Source organism: Nocardia rhizosphaerihabitans (assembly GCF_014646295.1).
In the GTDB taxonomy this organism is placed as follows: Bacteria; Actinomycetota; Actinomycetes; order Mycobacteriales; family Mycobacteriaceae; genus Nocardia; species Nocardia rhizosphaerihabitans.
The window spans coordinates 322,263-336,943 of record NZ_BMNE01000004.1; the positions used below are offsets into that span (position 1 = coordinate 322,263).

14 protein-coding genes are annotated in these 14,681 nt (G+C 69.6%); 7 read left to right on the forward strand and 7 right to left on the reverse strand.

The genetic code is table 11. The features are described 5' to 3' along the window. Positions 1-65 precede the first annotated feature (65 nt). Together IEY60_RS19080 and IEY60_RS19085 are read left to right on the forward strand one after the other, a co-directional pair. Positions 66-929 (forward strand): oxidoreductase, encoded by an 864-nt coding sequence (locus tag IEY60_RS19080; RefSeq protein ID WP_189030154.1) that lies wholly within the window; start codon positions 66-68, stop codon positions 927-929. Positions 930-1,025: 96 nt separating this feature from the next. Next, positions 1,026-1,496, forward strand: coding sequence for a carboxymuconolactone decarboxylase family protein (locus IEY60_RS19085; protein WP_189030156.1), 471 nt, complete (start codon positions 1,026-1,028; stop codon positions 1,494-1,496). A gap of 37 nt (positions 1,497-1,533) precedes the next feature. Here IEY60_RS19085 and IEY60_RS19090 read toward each other — a convergent pair whose 3' ends face one another. After that, the gene (locus tag IEY60_RS19090; RefSeq protein WP_189030158.1) at positions 1,534-2,349 is read right to left on the reverse strand and encodes an NmrA family NAD(P)-binding protein; all 816 of its coding nucleotides are present in this window, start codon (positions 2,347-2,349) and stop codon (positions 1,534-1,536) included. Positions 2,350-2,663: 314 nt separating this feature from the next. On the opposite strand from IEY60_RS19090, the gene IEY60_RS19095 reads away from it, so the two are divergent. Further along, a complete protein-coding gene (locus IEY60_RS19095; RefSeq protein ID WP_189030161.1) occupies positions 2,664-3,752 on the forward strand; it encodes a 3-deoxy-7-phosphoheptulonate synthase in 1,089 nt (362 codons plus the stop codon). A gap of 52 nt (positions 3,753-3,804) precedes the next feature. Here IEY60_RS19095 and IEY60_RS19100 read toward each other — a convergent pair whose 3' ends face one another. Further along, positions 3,805-4,422, reverse strand: a complete 618-nt coding sequence (locus IEY60_RS19100; RefSeq protein WP_189030163.1) for a LysE family translocator — start codon at positions 4,420-4,422, stop codon at positions 3,805-3,807. A gap of 161 nt (positions 4,423-4,583) precedes the next feature. Here IEY60_RS19100 and hrpB point away from each other — a divergent pair, with 161 nt between their 5' ends. Continuing rightward, positions 4,584-7,121, forward strand: coding sequence for an ATP-dependent helicase HrpB (gene hrpB, locus IEY60_RS19105; protein WP_189030165.1), 2,538 nt, complete (start codon positions 4,584-4,586; stop codon positions 7,119-7,121). Positions 7,122-7,286: 165 nt separating this feature from the next. Here the strand turns inward: hrpB and IEY60_RS19110 are convergent, their stop codons facing one another. After that, positions 7,287-7,829 carry a class I SAM-dependent methyltransferase gene (locus tag IEY60_RS19110; RefSeq protein WP_189030167.1) on the reverse strand — a complete coding sequence of 181 codons (543 nt, stop codon included), beginning with the start codon at positions 7,827-7,829 and terminating at the stop codon, positions 7,287-7,289. A 189-nt stretch (positions 7,830-8,018) separates the two neighbouring features. Then, on the reverse strand, positions 8,019-8,597 hold the full coding sequence (locus tag IEY60_RS19115) for a GNAT family N-acetyltransferase (protein WP_189030169.1): 579 nt from the start codon (positions 8,595-8,597) through the stop codon (positions 8,019-8,021). A 66-nt stretch (positions 8,598-8,663) separates the two neighbouring features. Here IEY60_RS19115 and sigJ point away from each other — a divergent pair, with 66 nt between their 5' ends. Beyond that, positions 8,664-9,557, forward strand: a complete 894-nt coding sequence (sigJ, locus tag IEY60_RS19120) for an RNA polymerase sigma factor SigJ (RefSeq protein ID WP_189030171.1) — start codon at positions 8,664-8,666, stop codon at positions 9,555-9,557. 50 nt (positions 9,558-9,607) lie between these two features. Here the strand turns inward: sigJ and IEY60_RS19125 are convergent, their stop codons facing one another. Further along, positions 9,608-9,823, reverse strand: a complete 216-nt coding sequence (locus IEY60_RS19125) for a hypothetical protein (RefSeq protein WP_189030173.1) — start codon at positions 9,821-9,823, stop codon at positions 9,608-9,610. A gap of 174 nt (positions 9,824-9,997) precedes the next feature. Here IEY60_RS19125 and IEY60_RS19130 point away from each other — a divergent pair, with 174 nt between their 5' ends. Then, a complete protein-coding gene (locus IEY60_RS19130; protein ID WP_189030175.1) occupies positions 9,998-11,176 on the forward strand; it encodes a pyridoxal phosphate-dependent aminotransferase in 1,179 nt (392 codons plus the stop codon). A gap of 4 nt (positions 11,177-11,180) precedes the next feature. Here IEY60_RS19130 and IEY60_RS19135 read toward each other — a convergent pair whose 3' ends face one another. Then, positions 11,181-11,843, reverse strand: coding sequence for a trimeric intracellular cation channel family protein (locus IEY60_RS19135; protein ID WP_229739951.1), 663 nt, complete (start codon positions 11,841-11,843; stop codon positions 11,181-11,183). Between the two features lie 97 nt (positions 11,844-11,940). Then, a complete protein-coding gene (locus IEY60_RS19140) occupies positions 11,941-12,537 on the reverse strand; it encodes a LysE family translocator (RefSeq protein WP_373291742.1) in 597 nt (198 codons plus the stop codon). Positions 12,538-12,912: 375 nt separating this feature from the next. Here IEY60_RS19140 and IEY60_RS19145 point away from each other — a divergent pair, with 375 nt between their 5' ends. Then, a complete protein-coding gene (locus IEY60_RS19145) occupies positions 12,913-14,574 on the forward strand; it encodes a DNA repair helicase XPB (protein ID WP_189030179.1) in 1,662 nt (553 codons plus the stop codon). Positions 14,575-14,681: the final 107 nt, after the last annotated feature.

Consider the following 14,681-nt stretch of genomic DNA (forward strand, 5'->3'; position numbering starts at 1 on the left):
GGTGCGAACCATGCACCGGCTCTTGCCGATTCGCGATTTTCGCAGGTCGCAGTAGACTTTCGCCAGTGAGTAAGTGGACTACCGCGAACCTGCCCGACCAGACCGGCCGCACCATCGTCGTCACCGGAGCCAACAGTGGGTTAGGCGCCGCCACCGCGCGGGCGCTGTCCGCCGCGGGCGCCAAGGTGATTCTGGCCTGTCGAGATACGGGCAAGGCGGAGCGGGTCGCGGCGAGCATGCCGGGCGCGACCGAGGTCCGTGAGCTCGACCTGGCGAACCTGAACTCGGTCCGCGCCTTCACCGACTCGATCGAGCGGGTCGACGTGCTGATCAACAACGCGGGCGTGATGGCGCTGCCGTTGCGCCGTACCGCCGACGGCTTCGAAATGCAGTTCGGCACCAACCACCTCGGCCACTTCGCGCTCACCAACCTGCTGCTCGACCGGATCACCGATCGCGTGGTCACCGTCTCCAGCGGCGCGCACCGCATCGGCCGGATCGACCTGGACGACCCCAACTGGGAGCGCCGCCGCTACGACCGCTGGCTCGCCTACGGTCAGTCCAAGCTGGCCAACCTGATGTTCGCCTACGAACTGCAGCGCAGGCTCTCCGGTGAGGGCTCGGCGGTGGTCTCGGTGGCCGCGCACCCCGGCTACGCCGCGACCGAACTCATGTCGCACACCGAATCCATCCAGGACGCGATCATGTGGCTGGGCAACCGCACGCTGGCCCAGAGCGCCGAGCAGGGCGCGCTGCCGACCCTGTTCGCGGCTGCCGCCGACATCGTGCCCGGCGCGTTCTACGGCCCCGACGGCCTGCTCGGCCTGCGCGGATACCCGGCCCGCTGCGGCAGCACCGGCGCGTCGAAGGATCGCGCGGTGGCCTCCGAGCTGTGGGAGCTCTCCGAGAAGCTCTGCGGCCTGATCTGAAGATTGGTGACCGGCATCACATTCGGGTGCTGTCACACCTCGGGGTGGTTCCCTCGTCCTCTCTGTAGAACCCCACAGGACGACGAAGGAGCCACCATGGAACCGCGCTTCAACCTCTACGCCAACCCCGTCGCGGCCAGCTTCACCAAGCGATTGATCATGGCGAGCAAGGTCATCGACGATTCCCCGCTGGACAAGGCCACCTACGAACTGGTGAAGATCCGGGCCTCGCAGATCAACGGCTGTAGCTACTGCACCGACATGCACACCAAGGACGCCGCGCACGCGGGCGAGTCCGCGACGCGGCTGAACCTGGTCGCCGCCTGGCACGAGGCCACTGTCTTCACCGAGGCCGAGCGGGCCGCCCTCGCGCTGACCGAGGAGGCGACCCGCGCCGCCGACGGTGGCCGGATCACCGACGACACCTGGGAGCAGGTGCGCAAGCACTACGACGACAACCAGATCGCCGCCCTGATCGCCGCCATCGCGATGATCAACGCCTGGAACCGGATGAACGCCATCGCCCGCACCCCGGCCGGCGACTACGTGCCGGGTCAGTGGGGCTGAGCGACCCCGCTCCGGTCCCGCTGCCCGGCTCCGTCGACTACGTGCGGTGGGTCCGGGCGAATCGATGCCCGTGTTCGGCCGCCCACTGCGCGAAGGTGCGGGCTGGGCGGCCGAGCACCTGCTCCACGGTCGGGTCGACCGTGTACGACTCCGGGCTCGACTCGGCGTACCAGCCGATGACATAGTCCGCGTCGGCCTTCGAGACACCGGTCGCCATGAGCCGGTCGACCGCCTGCTGATGGGTGATCCTGGCGAACTCGATCGGCCTGCCCGCCGCCTCGGCCAGGATCGCGATCCGCTCGCGCGGGGTGATGGCCGCGGGTCCGGTCAGGTTGTAGGAACGGCCGTGGTGACCGTCCTCGAGCAGCGCCACGGCCGCGACCGCGCCGATATCGGCTTCGTGGACCACCGCGCTCGGATGGTCGTAGGGCTCGCGCACGACGCCGTCGGCCAGGATCGGCTCGAGCCAGGTGAGCGTGTTCGACATGAACTCCTGCGGCTCCAGCCGCGTCCACTCCACCCCGGACTCCGCGATCGCCTCCTCGACCGGGCCGACCCCGCCGCCCCAGACGACGGTGATGCGGCGCACCCCCGCCTCGACGGCCCGGCCGATCAGCTCGGGCCCGAGCCCGGCGGTCACCGTCACATGCAGCCGGTCGACGCCGTGCCAGGCGTCGTCGAGCGTGGACGGCTCGTTGTGGGTGCCGGTGACCAGCTCCACCTCCGGACCGAGCAAGGTACGCGCGGCGGCGGCATCGCGCGTGACCGCCTTGACCTTCTCTCCGCGGCCGACGAGTTCGCGTACCACCTGGCGTCCGGTGTTTCCCGTAGCGCCCGTAACCAGTGTTGTCACAGTCGATTTCCTTTCCTCGGCCACCAACGCTAAAAGCTCGAGCAAGGTAGAGGTCAAGGCTTCCGGGCTGGAGATCCGCCGACGCGCAGGTGTGATGGTCCGCACTCCGGGCAACCTTGCCCCGGTTGGCGGCGTTTCACCGGTGGTACAGTCCACGGCATGCAGCGCGCATATTTCTGGTTTAGCGAGCCGGCCCTGGGTGGGCCGGTCTGCGACCCTGCGCGCTGACTTCTTCCACCCCGAGCCGGACACTGACCGGCTCGACGGGTTCGCGAAAGTCCGTGGGTCGGCCTCGAAGAATAGGAAACCCACACATGACCACCGCAGCCGATGTCGACTCGCGGCATTCCGACCTCGATGACCAGCGCACCCTCAGCGTGAGCCCCCTGCGCTCGCCCGCCGAGGTCCGCACGGTCCACCCCATCACCGACGAGCTCGCCGACACCGTTCGTGCGGGCCGCAAAGCCACCGTCGACGTGCTCAACGGCGACGACGACCGCCTCATGGTGATCGTCGGCCCGTGCTCGGTGCACGACCCGGCCGCCGCGCTGGACTACGCCCGCAAGCTGGCCGCCAAGGCCGAGGAGCTGAGCGACCGGCTGCACGTGGTGATGCGCGTGTACTTCGAGAAGCCGCGCACGACGCTGGGCTGGAAGGGCCTGATCAACGATCCGCACCTGGACGGTTCGTTCGACGTCAACACCGGCCTCGGCATCGGCCGCAAGGTGCTCGTCGACATCACCGCACTCGGCCTGCCCGTCGCGTGTGAGTTCCTCGACCCGATCACCCCGCAATACATCGCCGACTTGGTCTCCTACGGCGCGATCGGCGCCCGCACCGCCGCCAGCCAGGTGCACCGCCAGCTCTCGAGCGCGCTGTCCATGCCGGTCGGCATCAAGAACGGCACCGACGGTGACGTGCAGGTCGCCGTCGACGGCGTGCGCGCCGCGGCGGCCAGCCACGTCTTCCCCGGCACCGACCTCGACGGCCGCTCCGCGCTGATCCGCACCACCGGCAACCCGGACTGCCACGTCATCCTGCGCGGTGGCAGCAACGGCACCAACTACGACGCCGCCTCGGTCGCCGAGGCCAAGCTGCGGCTGGAGAAGTCCTCGCTGGCCCAGCGCGTTGTCGTCGACGCCAGCCACGGCAACAGCAACAAGGACCACAACCGCCAGGTCGACGTCGTCACCGATATCGCCGAGCGGCTCGCCGGCGGTGAGCAGGGTGTGGTCGGCGTGATGCTGGAGTCGTTCCTCGTCGCGGGCCGCCAGGACCTGACCCTCGGCAAGGCCGACGAGCTCACCTACGGCCAGTCCATCACCGACGCGTGCATCGACTGGAACGTCACCGCCGCCCAGCTCGACCGGCTCGCCGCCGCCGTCGAATCCCGTCGCGGCTGAGTTCTTTTCGCACTGTGGCCCCGGAATGTTCCGGGGCCACAGTGCTTTCCGGCTACTGGTTCTGCACGGCGAGGCGACCGGCGAGCGCGACGAAGGACGCGCCGAAGACGCGGCGCATCCACGTCACGACGGCCGGGCGCGACAGGATGTGCGAGCGCACCGCCGCCGCGGCCGCGCCGTAGATCGCGAACACCACGAATGTCGCCAGCATGAACACGCCGCTCAGTTCGAGCATGCGCGCCAAGGCGTTCGGCGCGCCGGTCGGCACGAACTGGGGCAGGAACGCGAAGAAGAAGATCGTCAGCTTCGGGTTGAGGATATTGAGCAGGATCGCCGAGGTGACCACCTTGCGCGCCGAGGGCGGCGGGCCGGACTCGCCCTCGGGAATCGCGAGCGCGCCCTTGTCGCGGAAGGTGTTCCACGCCATGTACAGCAGGTAGGCGACCCCGAGATATTTCAAGGTCTGGAAGGCCACGGCGCTGGCGTTCAATACCGCGGCCAGGCCGGTAATGGCGGCGAGCATGTGCGGGACGATGCCGAGGGTGCACCCGAAGGAGGCGATCACGCTGGCTCGCGCTCCCCGTGCGAGTCCGGCGGCGAGTGTGAACAGGACGCCGGTGCCCGGCGTGGCGACGATGACGAGCGTCGTCAGAGCGAACTCGATACTCATCTCCCGCAGCGTAACCGGGAGTGGGCGCCGGCGGAATACCCGTCAGTCCACGGTGTAGGCCCAGGTTCGTCGATGTGTGCGATCGTGGTTGTCCTCATAGGCGCGGCTCATGGTCAGGGTGGCAGATTCCCGGCACGTGGGTGACGGCAGACTGAGAGGTGATGAAGCTGCCTGAACTGCCTGACCTGCCGGTGCGGCCCGCGCTGGGGGAGATCGTCGAGACGCTGGCCGATCGCGGGGTCGCGGTGCTGGTCGCGCCGCCGGGAACAGGTAAGACGACCCTGGTTCCGTTGGCCTTGGCTGCCGAGAGCGAGGGGCGGGTCGTCGTGGCCGAGCCGCGGCGGTTGGCGGCGCGGGCGGCGGCGTCGCGGATGGCGGCGCTGCTCGGGGAGAAGGTGGGGGAGACCGTCGGGTACTCCGTGCGCGGGGACCGGAAGGTCGGGTCGAGAACGCGGATCGAGGTGGTGACCTCCGGGTTGCTGGTGCGGCGGTTGCAGAGCGATCCGGAACTCGCCGGGGTAGGCACCGTGGTGCTCGACGAGTGCCACGAGCGGCACCTGGACGCCGACCTGCTGCTGGCGTTGCTGCTCGACGCCAGGTCGGGATTGCGGCCGGACCTGCGGGTGCTCGCGACCTCGGCGACGGTGGCGGCGGATCGTTTGGCGCAGCTTCTCGGGGCGGGTGAGCTGCCGCCGACGGACTCCCCTGGCGGGGGTTCGCTGTCCGCGCCGGTGCTCGAAGTGCGGGGGCGGACCTATCCGGTGGATGTCCGGTACCTTCCCTCCTTGCCTCGCGAACGGGTCGAAGCGCAGGTCGCGCGGGCTACGCGGGCTGCGCTGGCGGGGACCGACGGGGACGTGCTGGTGTTTCTGCCCGGCGTCGGCGAGATCAATCGGACGGCCGGACTGCTGCGCGATCTGGATGTCGATGTCGTGCCGCTGCACGGGCGGCTCGGTGGCGCCGCCCAGGACACCGCGCTGCGGCCGGGATCGCGGCGTCGCGTCGTATTGTCCACGGCGGTAGCCGAATCCAGCCTCACGGTGCCCGGGGTGCGCGCTGTCGTCGACTCCGGCTTGGCGCGGGTGCCACGCATCGATCATCGGCGCGGGCTGTCCGGCCTTGCCACGGTGCGGGTTTCGTCGGCGGTGGCCGAACAGCGCGCCGGCCGCGCCGGCCGCGAAGCACCCGGTGCCGCCTGGCGCTGCTGGCCCGAATACGAGCACCAAACCCTCCCCGCCTACCCCGAACCTGAGATCCGCACCGCCGAACTCACCCGTCTCGCCCTGGAATTGGCCTGCTGGGGCACCCCCGACGGCACCGGCCTCGCCTGGTGGGACGCCCCGCCCGAAGGCGGCCTGGCCGCAGGCCGCGCCGTCCTGCGCGCCCTCGGCGCCCTCGACAGCACCGACCGCATCACCCCACGCGGCCGCGCCATGTCCGCCCTCGGCCTGCACCCCCGTCTGGCCCGCGCCCTCCTCGACGGCGCCGGCCACGTCGGCCCCCGCGCCGCCGCCGAAATGGTGGCGCTCATGGACGACGACTCCCTTGCCTCAGGCGTCGACGCAGCCGCGGCCCTACGCGCTCTGCGCGCTGAACGCCCAACCCGCTGGACCAAGGAAGTTCAACGCCTGGCCAAACTGGTCGCCGCGACCGACGTACCCAGCGACAGTTCCGCAGCCGGTGAGTCCGCCTCGACCGGCCAATCCGCAGTGGTGGGGCAACCCACGGATGTTGCTGCGCTCATGATTGCTCTGGCGCATCCGGAGCGGTTGGCTCGGCGGCGGGCGACCGGGTCTTCGTATCTCATGGCTGGGGGTACGGCGGTGACTTTGCCGCCGGGTTCCGGTCTTGGCGCGGCGGAATGGCTCGCTGTGGCGGTGGCCGATCGTGATCCGGGGCGGGCCGAGGGGCGAATTCGGTTGGCGGCCATCGCTGACGAGGAGCTCGCCCGGGAGGCTGCGCCCGGATTGGTGACGCGGGCTGACGAGGTGCAGTGGGAATCGGGTGACGTGGTTGCCCGGCGGGTGGAACGGCTCGGGGCGATCGTGCTGTCGGAAAAGGTTCTGCGCGAACCGGATACGTGGTTGGTGGAGCAGGCGGTGCGGGAGGGTCTGCAAACCGAGGGGCTCGATCTCCTGCGCTGGACCGACGACGCCCGCAACTTGCGGCAACGTCTCGACTTCTTGCATCGAACACTCGGCGCCCCGTGGCCCGCCGTCGACGACGACGCCCTCCTCGCCGACCTCGATCACTGGCTCGGCCCTGAACTCGCCACCGCCCGCCGCCGCTCCGACCTCGCCCGCATCGACGCGGGTACCGCCCTGCGCCGCCTGCTTCCATGGCCGGAGGCAGCCCGCCTCGACGACCTCGCCCCCGAACGCCTGGAAGTCCCCTCCGGCAGCCGAGTCCGCCTCGACTACAGCGCCGAACCCCCGGTCCTGGCCGTGAAGGTCCAGGAGATCTTCGGCTGGACCGACCCGCCGACCCTCGCCGACGGCCGTTCCCCGATCCTGCTGCACCTGCTCTCCCCGGCCCAGCGTCCCGTCGCCGTCACCGCCGACCTCCCCTCGTTCTGGAAGAACGGCTGGCCCCAGGTCCGCGCCGACCTCCGCGGCCGCTACCCGAAGCACGCCTGGCCGGAAGACCCCACCACCGTCACCGCCCACCGCGGCACCGCCCGCCGCGCCCAGAACCGCTGACCGATCCTCGCCGACCAGCCCTGAACCGACGTCGCCCAGTTGGACGGTTGATCACCACGCTCTGGTGTCAGCATCGCCCGAGAAGCGACCGCCACCAGAGCGAGGTGATCTTGGTCAGCGGCTTGTACCCAGCTCCGCGGTGACCAGGTGTCACCCGGCATCGAGTCAGCTGCGCGAACCAAGCTCCGCAGCGAGCAGGTCACCCGACGCGTGTACTCGGCACTCGAACCCCGCTGCCGCCGCGCGCTTTTCGAGCGCAGCGGTATCCGGCTTCGGGCTCGTCGTCTCCCCCTCAGGGCTGCCGTAGCCGTAACAGAGCCAGAACCGTCCGCCAGGCGCAAGGCACTCGCGCACCATCGCCCACGCCGCTACCGCGGGCCCGGTCCAGAACAGATTCACATTCACCGCGAACACCAGATCGAACCGCTCCCCGCCCTCGAGCTGACCCAACAGCTCACCGGCGGAAGCCTCCCCAACCGCCCCGGAGATCACCCGCACCCGCCCATCCTCGATCTCCGCCGCACACCGCGCCCGCGCCCGCTCGACCGCCGTCGCCGACCGATCCACCCCAACGATCCGCCCACCACGCAACCGGGCTGCCACCCGCACCAATGACGCTCCGGGCCCCGGCCCGAGCTCGAGCACCAGATCCTCTGCCCGCACACCCATGACATCGGCAAACCATTCGAACCGAGCGTCATCAGACATCGCCGCTCCCCGGCATGCCACACCCCGGGCTCCCGGTTCGGACCGAAGCCGATCCGGCAGATCCATGAGTGTGTGAGCCCATGTGTCCATGCTGGCATGCGCTGTGGGTTCGGCAGGCGCGCTCTTCAGGAACAGACATCCCGTTTCGGGTTGTCGCGCTGAACCGAGCCGTCGCCGGCGGGAGATAGTTCAGCCGGGTGCGATGTCGACGGGCCAGGTGTCGGCCGGGCCGGGTGGGTCGGTGGACAGGCGGGCCGCGTGCCATTCGTCGACGCGGGCGCCGCGTTGGATGCCGCCGAGGCGGGCGGTGCCCTCGTACTGGAAGCCGTTGCGGCGGACGGTGGCGGCCGAGGGGTGGTTGCCGACCATGGCGCGCCAGGTGATGCGGGCCAGCGCCAGGCCGTCGGGGGCGAAGGCGAAGTCGCAGACCAGGGCGATGGCGCGTGACATCAGGCCGTGCCCGCGGTGGTCGGCGGTGAGCCAGAAGCCGATCTCGCAGACGCCGGGGCCGCGGGTGTGCAGGCCGATCATGCCTTCGACCTGCCCGTTCTCGGCGGTGCGGATCGCCCAGACGGGCGCGTTGCCCGCCCAGCCGGGTGCGACGACCAGGTCGAGGAATTGCTCGGCGTCCGAGCGGCTGTACGGGACGGGAATCGTCGTCCAGCGACCCACCTCGGGGTCCTGGCAGCACTCGGTGATGCGGTCGATGTCGGCGCCGGTCGGGCGGGTGAGCCAGACCGTGCCGTCGGTGAGCGTGTGCTCGTACATCGTGTCATCCTGACAGGTCGACGCCCGGTTTCTCAGCAGGTTTTCCGGTCCGTAGGATCATCGACGATGGTTTCCCCGCTTCTCGCCGACCTGTTCGAATCGCATCGAGCGCACTTGCTTTCGGTCGCCTACCGGCTCACCGGAAGCGTCGGCGATGCCGAGGACGCGGTGCAGGAGAGCTGGCTGCGGATGGCGGGGGTGCACCAGTCCGAGATCGACGATCTGCGGGCCTGGCTGACGACGGTGGTCAGCCGGATCTGTCTCGATCATCTGCGCAGTGCGGCGGTGCGCCGGGAATCCTATGTGGGGCAGTGGCTTCCGGAGCCGATCGTCACCACGCCGTCGCGCACCCCTGATCCGCTGGACGTGGTGGTCCGCAACCAGGACAGCCGGATGGCGGCGATGGTGGTCCTCGACGCGCTGACGCCGCAGCAGCGCGTGGCGCTGGTCCTGCACGACAGCCTCGACGTGCCGTTCGACGAGATCGCCGAGATCCTGGGCGTATCCGCCGATGCCGCACGGCAATTGGCGGTGCGGGCGCGCAAGGCGGCGGCGCAGGCGCCGGAACCGGTCCCCGACGAGGTGCACGATCAGGCGGTCCAGAAGTTCCTCGCCGCCTTGGCGACCGGCGACGTAGTCGCGGTGGCGGCCACCCTGCACCCGGACGCGACCTTCGTCGCCGATGCGGGCGGAACGACCAAGACCGCGCTGAATGTGGTTGCGGGAGCGGAGAAGATCGCGCGCCTCGCGCTGGGCCTGTGGCGCAAGCACCTGGAAGAACCGGGGCTGGACATGGGATTCGCCGCGGTGAACGGGCAATCGGGCCTCGTGCTCACCGATCCGAACTCGCCGTTCGGGCGGCCGGTGCGCGTCCTCGGATTCTCGGTGCGCGACGGAAAAGTCTGGGCTGCTTACGATTTCGCCAATGTGATGAAGCTGTCGGGCGCGCGGCTGCGCTGAACTCCCGCACCGGACCGGACCCGCGCGATCCGGTCCGATGCTACGAGTGTCTACGGGTAGGTCGACCCCCACTGGTGGTCGCCGGTCGACGAGCCGAGGTTGTGGTCGCCGGTCGAGGAACCCATGTTGTTGTCGGGGGTCGCCGAGCCGGTGAAGTAGTCCACGATCGGGCTGCCCATCAGATGGTCGTGGATGAATCGCAGAGCGGAACCGGCAACCTCCGACGCAGCCGGTCCGGCGATGAAATCGAGCAGAGGTGAGGCCATAAGGAGCCCCTTTCGATATACCACCACGCAGTGGTGTGTGAGGTAGAACACGGCGAGGCTAGCTCAGCCTGGGTGATCGCACAATAGCGCAGGTCAAGCCTGCAAAACGTTTGTGAAACATGCGTGTTCGCTATCGGTCGGCAACGCGCGCGAAAAGTGGGATACGCTGCGGAGATGTCGTCTGCGCCGCCCACTGTCTCCCGTTTGCGCCCGTTCGGATCGACCATCTTCGCCGAGATGACCGAACTGGCTGTCCGCCATGACGCGGTGAATCTGGGTCAGGGATTTCCGGATACCGACGGGCCCGCCGGCATGCTCGAGGTCGCCAGGGCGGCCATCGCCGACGGGCTCAACCAGTACCCGCCGGGGCGCGGCATGCCGGTGCTGCGCCAGGCGATCGCCGACGACCGCGCCCGCCGCTACGGCACCGCCTACGACCCGGCCACCGAGGTGCTGGTCACCGTCGGCGCCACCGAAGGAATCAGCGCCGCCCTGCTCGGACTGGTCGAGCCGGACCAGGAAGTGGTGCTCATCGAGCCGTACTACGACTCCTACGCCGCCGCGGTCGCGCTGGCCGGTGCCCGGCGCCGGACCGCGCGCCTGGTCCCCGACGGCGACAGTTTCGTGCTCGACCTGGACAGCCTGCGCGCCGCGATCACCCCGAAGACCCGCATGCTGGTGATCAATTCACCGCACAACCCGACCGGCTCGGTGCTCGATCGCGCCGATCTCGCCGCCATCGCCGAACTGGCCCGCGAACACGATCTGCTGGTGCTGGCCGACGAGGTGTACGAGCACCTCGTCTACGACGGCGCCGAGCACATCAGTATCTCCACCCTGCCCGGCATGCGCGAGCGGACCGTCGTGGTGTCCAGCGCGGCAAAGACTTTCAATGTGACCGGCTGGAAGATCGGCTGGGTGTGCGCGCCCGCACCGTTGCTCGACGGCGTGCTGGCGGCCAAGCAGTTCCTCACCTTCGTCGGCGGCGGACCGTTTCAGCCCGCGGTCGCGCACGCGATCAACGCCGAGCTCGATTGGGTGCACGCCATGCGTGACGACCTGTCCGACAAGCGGCTGCGCCTCTCGGCCGCGTTGCGCGACTCCGGATTCGGCGTCGCCGCCAGTTCCGGCGGCTACTTCGTCTGCGCCGACATCCGTCCGCTGGGCGCTGTGGACGGCCTGGCTTTCTGCCGCGAACTACCCGCGCGCCTCGGTGTCGTCGCGGTGCCGGTGAGTGTCTTCACCGACCATCCCGACGACTGGAAACACCTGGTGCGCTTCACCTTCAGCAAGCGCGACGAGACCATCGACGAGGGTGTGCGGCGCCTGCGCGCGGGAATGCCGGTGCGCTGACGGCTCAGTCGCGAGCGTGCCGGGCCAGCGGCGCGTGCCACTGGTAGTGGCGGGCAAGCAGCCGGAAGCCGATGGCTCCGGCGGCGGCGAGCAGCCCGGTCCACGCCCGGTACAGGTCGAAGTGCAGCAGGGTGGCGGTGGTGGCCGCGCCGAACAGGGCGGGGATGGCGTAGAGGTCCTGATCGGGACGAAGGACGCTCGGCACCTCGCCGCTGAGCACGTCGCGCAGGACGCCGCCGCCGATGGCGGTCGTCATGCCGAGCAGCGCGGCGGTGGGTGCGCCGAGGCCCGCCGAGTCGGCGATCACGGTTCCGGTGACGCAGAACAGGCCGAGCCCGATCGCGTCGGCGATCTCCAGCGGACCCTTGGTGAGCCGGGGCGACGGCGCGATGAAATACAGGACGAAGGCCGTCAGCAGGGAAGCGGACAGGTAGGTGAGATCGGTGAACGCGGCCGGTGGGGTGCGCCCGATCAGCAGGTCGCGCACGATGCCGCCACCGAGCGCGGTCGCGGCGGCCAGGACCGCCATGCCGAACAGGTCGAGTCGCTTGCGGACGGCGACCAGCGCGCCGGAGGCGGCGAACGAGATCACCCCGAGCAGCTCGCCGCCGTGATGCACCGCGGTCACCGCGGAATCCAGCTCCGCCACCAGCACCCCAACGCTCACCGCTCACTCCTTCTCGCCTGATCCACCCAGCAGCGTGACACGCAGGAGCGCACCGGCGACCACCCGGCCTCACCGTGGCGCGCCGCGGGCAGAGAGCTCAGGCGGGCGCGGGCCGCGCCTTGTCGGTGGCGAGCAGCACCGCGATGGTGCCGAGCGCGGTCCCCATCAGATACCGCTGGGTCCGTAGCCACAGCGGCCGCGCGGTGAGGAAGGCGGCCAGACCGGCGGCGCCGAGCACGATCAGCGCGTTGACCGTGAGCGCGACCGTGATCTGCACCGCACCGAGCGACAGGCTCTGCAACCACAGCGTCCCGCGCTCCGGATCGACGAACTGCGGGATCAGCGCCATGTACATGATGGCGATCTTCGGATTGAGCAGATTGGTGACGAATCCCATGGTGAACAGCCGGCGCGCCGGATCCACCGGTAGCTCGGCGGGCGCGAACACCGACACCCCGCCCGGCCGTACCGCCTGCCAGGCCAGCCACAGCAGATAGCAGGCCCCGGCCAGCTTGATCCCCACGTACAGCCCGGGGACCACCGCGAACACCGCCGTGATCCCCGCCGCGGCGGCCAGTAGATACACCCCGAACCCCGCCGCGACCCCGGCCAGCGAGATCATCCCCGCCCGCCGCCCCTGCGACACCGTCCGTGAGACGAGATACATCATGTTCGGCCCCGGCGTCAGCACCATGCCGAGCGCCGCCGCCGCAACCCCGAGAACCGCCGTTGTCTGAAGCACCCATCGAGTCTGACCTGGTCAGCCCGGCCTTGTCGCGGTCCAGTCGGCACCAGCTGGACCCCGGGCATCGCGCGGGCGAGGCGAATCGGCCCAGGTCGTGTCGGTCCCGGTCCGTACAATCGACAAAGGCTGCCGAAGCGCCCCCTCGCGTCGGCACCTACCGGAGATACATCCCGGCCGAACGCACCCCGCACAGGGCTGACGAGCCCTTTCGGGGCTGCCCCTCGCCCCAGCAGTCGAAGCGCATGCGCCGCAGGCGCGAGTCTCGAGTGCTGAGTCGAGGGTCGCGAGGCCACGAACCCGCGGCTCCGGCCGCCGAGGAGCACTGTGACCGACGGTCCATTGATCGTGCAGAGCGACAAGACCCTGCTGCTCGAAGTCGACCACGAGCTGGCAGGCAACGCGCGGCAGGCCATCGCGCCGTTCGCGGAGCTGGAGCGCGCGCCCGAGCATGTGCACACCTACCGGATCACGCCGCTGGCGCTGTGGAATGCCCGCGCGGCCGGGCACGATGCCGAGCAGGTCGTCGACGCGCTGGTGAACTTCTCGCGCTACGCCGTGCCGCAGCCGTTGCTGGTCGACATCGTCGACACGATGGGCCGCTACGGCAGGTTGCAGCTGGTCAAGCATCCCGCGCACGGCTTGTGCCTGGTGAGCCTGGATCGCGCGGTGCTCGAGGAAGTGCTGCGGCACAAGAAGATCGCGCCGATGCTCGGTGCCCGCATCGACGACGACACGGTGATCGTGCATCCGTCCGAGCGCGGCCACATCAAGCAGATGCTGTTGAAGATCGGCTGGCCCGCCGAGGACCTGGCCGGCTACGTCGACGGCGAGGCGCACGACATCGGCCTGGACTACACCGACGCCAAGTGGCACCTGCGCGACTATCAGGAGATGGCCGCCGACTCGTTCTGGGCCGGTGGCTCGGGAGTGGTCGTGCTGCCCTGCGGCGCGGGCAAGACGATGGTCGGCGCCGCCGCCATGGCCAAGGCCAAGGCGACCACGTTGATCCTGGTCACCAATACCGTCGCGGGCAGGCAGTGGCGCCGCGAACTGCTGGCGCGCACCACGCTGACCGAGGACGAGATCGGCGAGTACTCCGGTGAGCGCAAGGAGATCCGCCCGGTCACGATCGCCACGTATCAGGTGATCACCCGCAAGACCAAGGGTGAGTACAAGCATCTCGAGCTGTTCGACAGCCGCGACTGGGGCCTGGTGATCTACGACGAGGTGCACCTGCTGCCCGCGCCGGTGTTCCGGATGACCGCGGACCTGCAGTCGCGCCGCAGGCTCGGCCTCACGGCGACGCTGGTGCGCGAGGACGGCCGCGAGGGCGACGTGTTCTCGCTGATCGGCCCGAAGCGCTACGACGCGCCGTGGAAGGACATCGAGGCGCAGGGCTGGATCGCGCCCGCCGACTGCATCGAGGTGCGGGTCACGCTCACCGACGCCGAGCGGATGGCGTACGCGACCGCGGAGCCGGAGGAGCGCTACAAGCTGTGCTCCACCGCGCGCACCAAGATCCCGGTGGTCGAGTCCATCCTGGCCAGGCACAAGGACGCGCCGACGCTGGTGATCGGCGCGTACCTGGATCAGCTCGAGGAACTCGGCATCGATCTGAACGCCCCGGTGATCACCGGCGCCACCAAGAACAAGGAACGCGAGGCGCTCTTCGACGCGTTCCGGTCCGGCGAGGTGCCGGTGCTGGTGGTGAGCAAGGTGGCCAACTTCTCCATCGATCTGCCGGAAGCGTCTGTGGCGGTGCAGGTTTCGGGCACCTTCGGTTCGCGACAGGAGGAGGCGCAGCGCCTCGGTCGACTGTTGCGGCCGAAACAGGATGGGGGACAGGCGCATTTCTATTCCGTGGTCGCGCGCGACACCCTCGACGCCGAGTATGCCGCGCATCGGCAGCGGTTCCTCGCCGAACAGGGGTACGCGTACCGCATCACCGATGCCGACGATCTGCTCGGACCGCCGATCGGTGACTGATCTGCTCGAGCCGCTGATCGCCTGTATGGACGGCGCGTAGCGCTGATCGGCAGGTCGGATCGCGGTACCGTGCGGTGAAGTCCTCGCCAGATAAGTGGAGGCAACTC

Coding starts and splice junctions, on each gene's coding strand:
- IEY60_RS19115 (WP_189030169.1), bottom strand. CDS start 8,597: ATGTACGAGCACACGCTCACCGACGGCACGGTCTGGCTCACCCGCCCG.
- IEY60_RS19100 (WP_189030163.1), bottom strand. CDS start 4,422: ATGAGTATCGAGTTCGCTCTGACGACGCTCGTCATCGTCGCCACGCCG.
- IEY60_RS19130 (WP_189030175.1), top strand. CDS start 9,998: ATGTCGTCTGCGCCGCCCACTGTCTCCCGTTTGCGCCCGTTCGGATCG.
- sigJ (WP_189030171.1), top strand. CDS start 8,664: ATGGTTTCCCCGCTTCTCGCCGACCTGTTCGAATCGCATCGAGCGCAC.
- IEY60_RS19085 (WP_189030156.1), top strand. CDS start 1,026: ATGGAACCGCGCTTCAACCTCTACGCCAACCCCGTCGCGGCCAGCTTC.
- IEY60_RS19095 (WP_189030161.1), top strand. CDS start 2,664: ATGACCACCGCAGCCGATGTCGACTCGCGGCATTCCGACCTCGATGAC.
- IEY60_RS19125 (WP_189030173.1), bottom strand. CDS start 9,823: ATGGCCTCACCTCTGCTCGATTTCATCGCCGGACCGGCTGCGTCGGAG.
- hrpB (WP_189030165.1), top strand. CDS start 4,584: ATGAAGCTGCCTGAACTGCCTGACCTGCCGGTGCGGCCCGCGCTGGGG.
- IEY60_RS19110 (WP_189030167.1), bottom strand. CDS start 7,829: ATGTCTGATGACGCTCGGTTCGAATGGTTTGCCGATGTCATGGGTGTG.
- IEY60_RS19140 (WP_373291742.1), bottom strand. CDS start 12,537: ATGGTGCTGACGCCGGGGCCGAACATGATGTATCTCGTCTCACGGACG.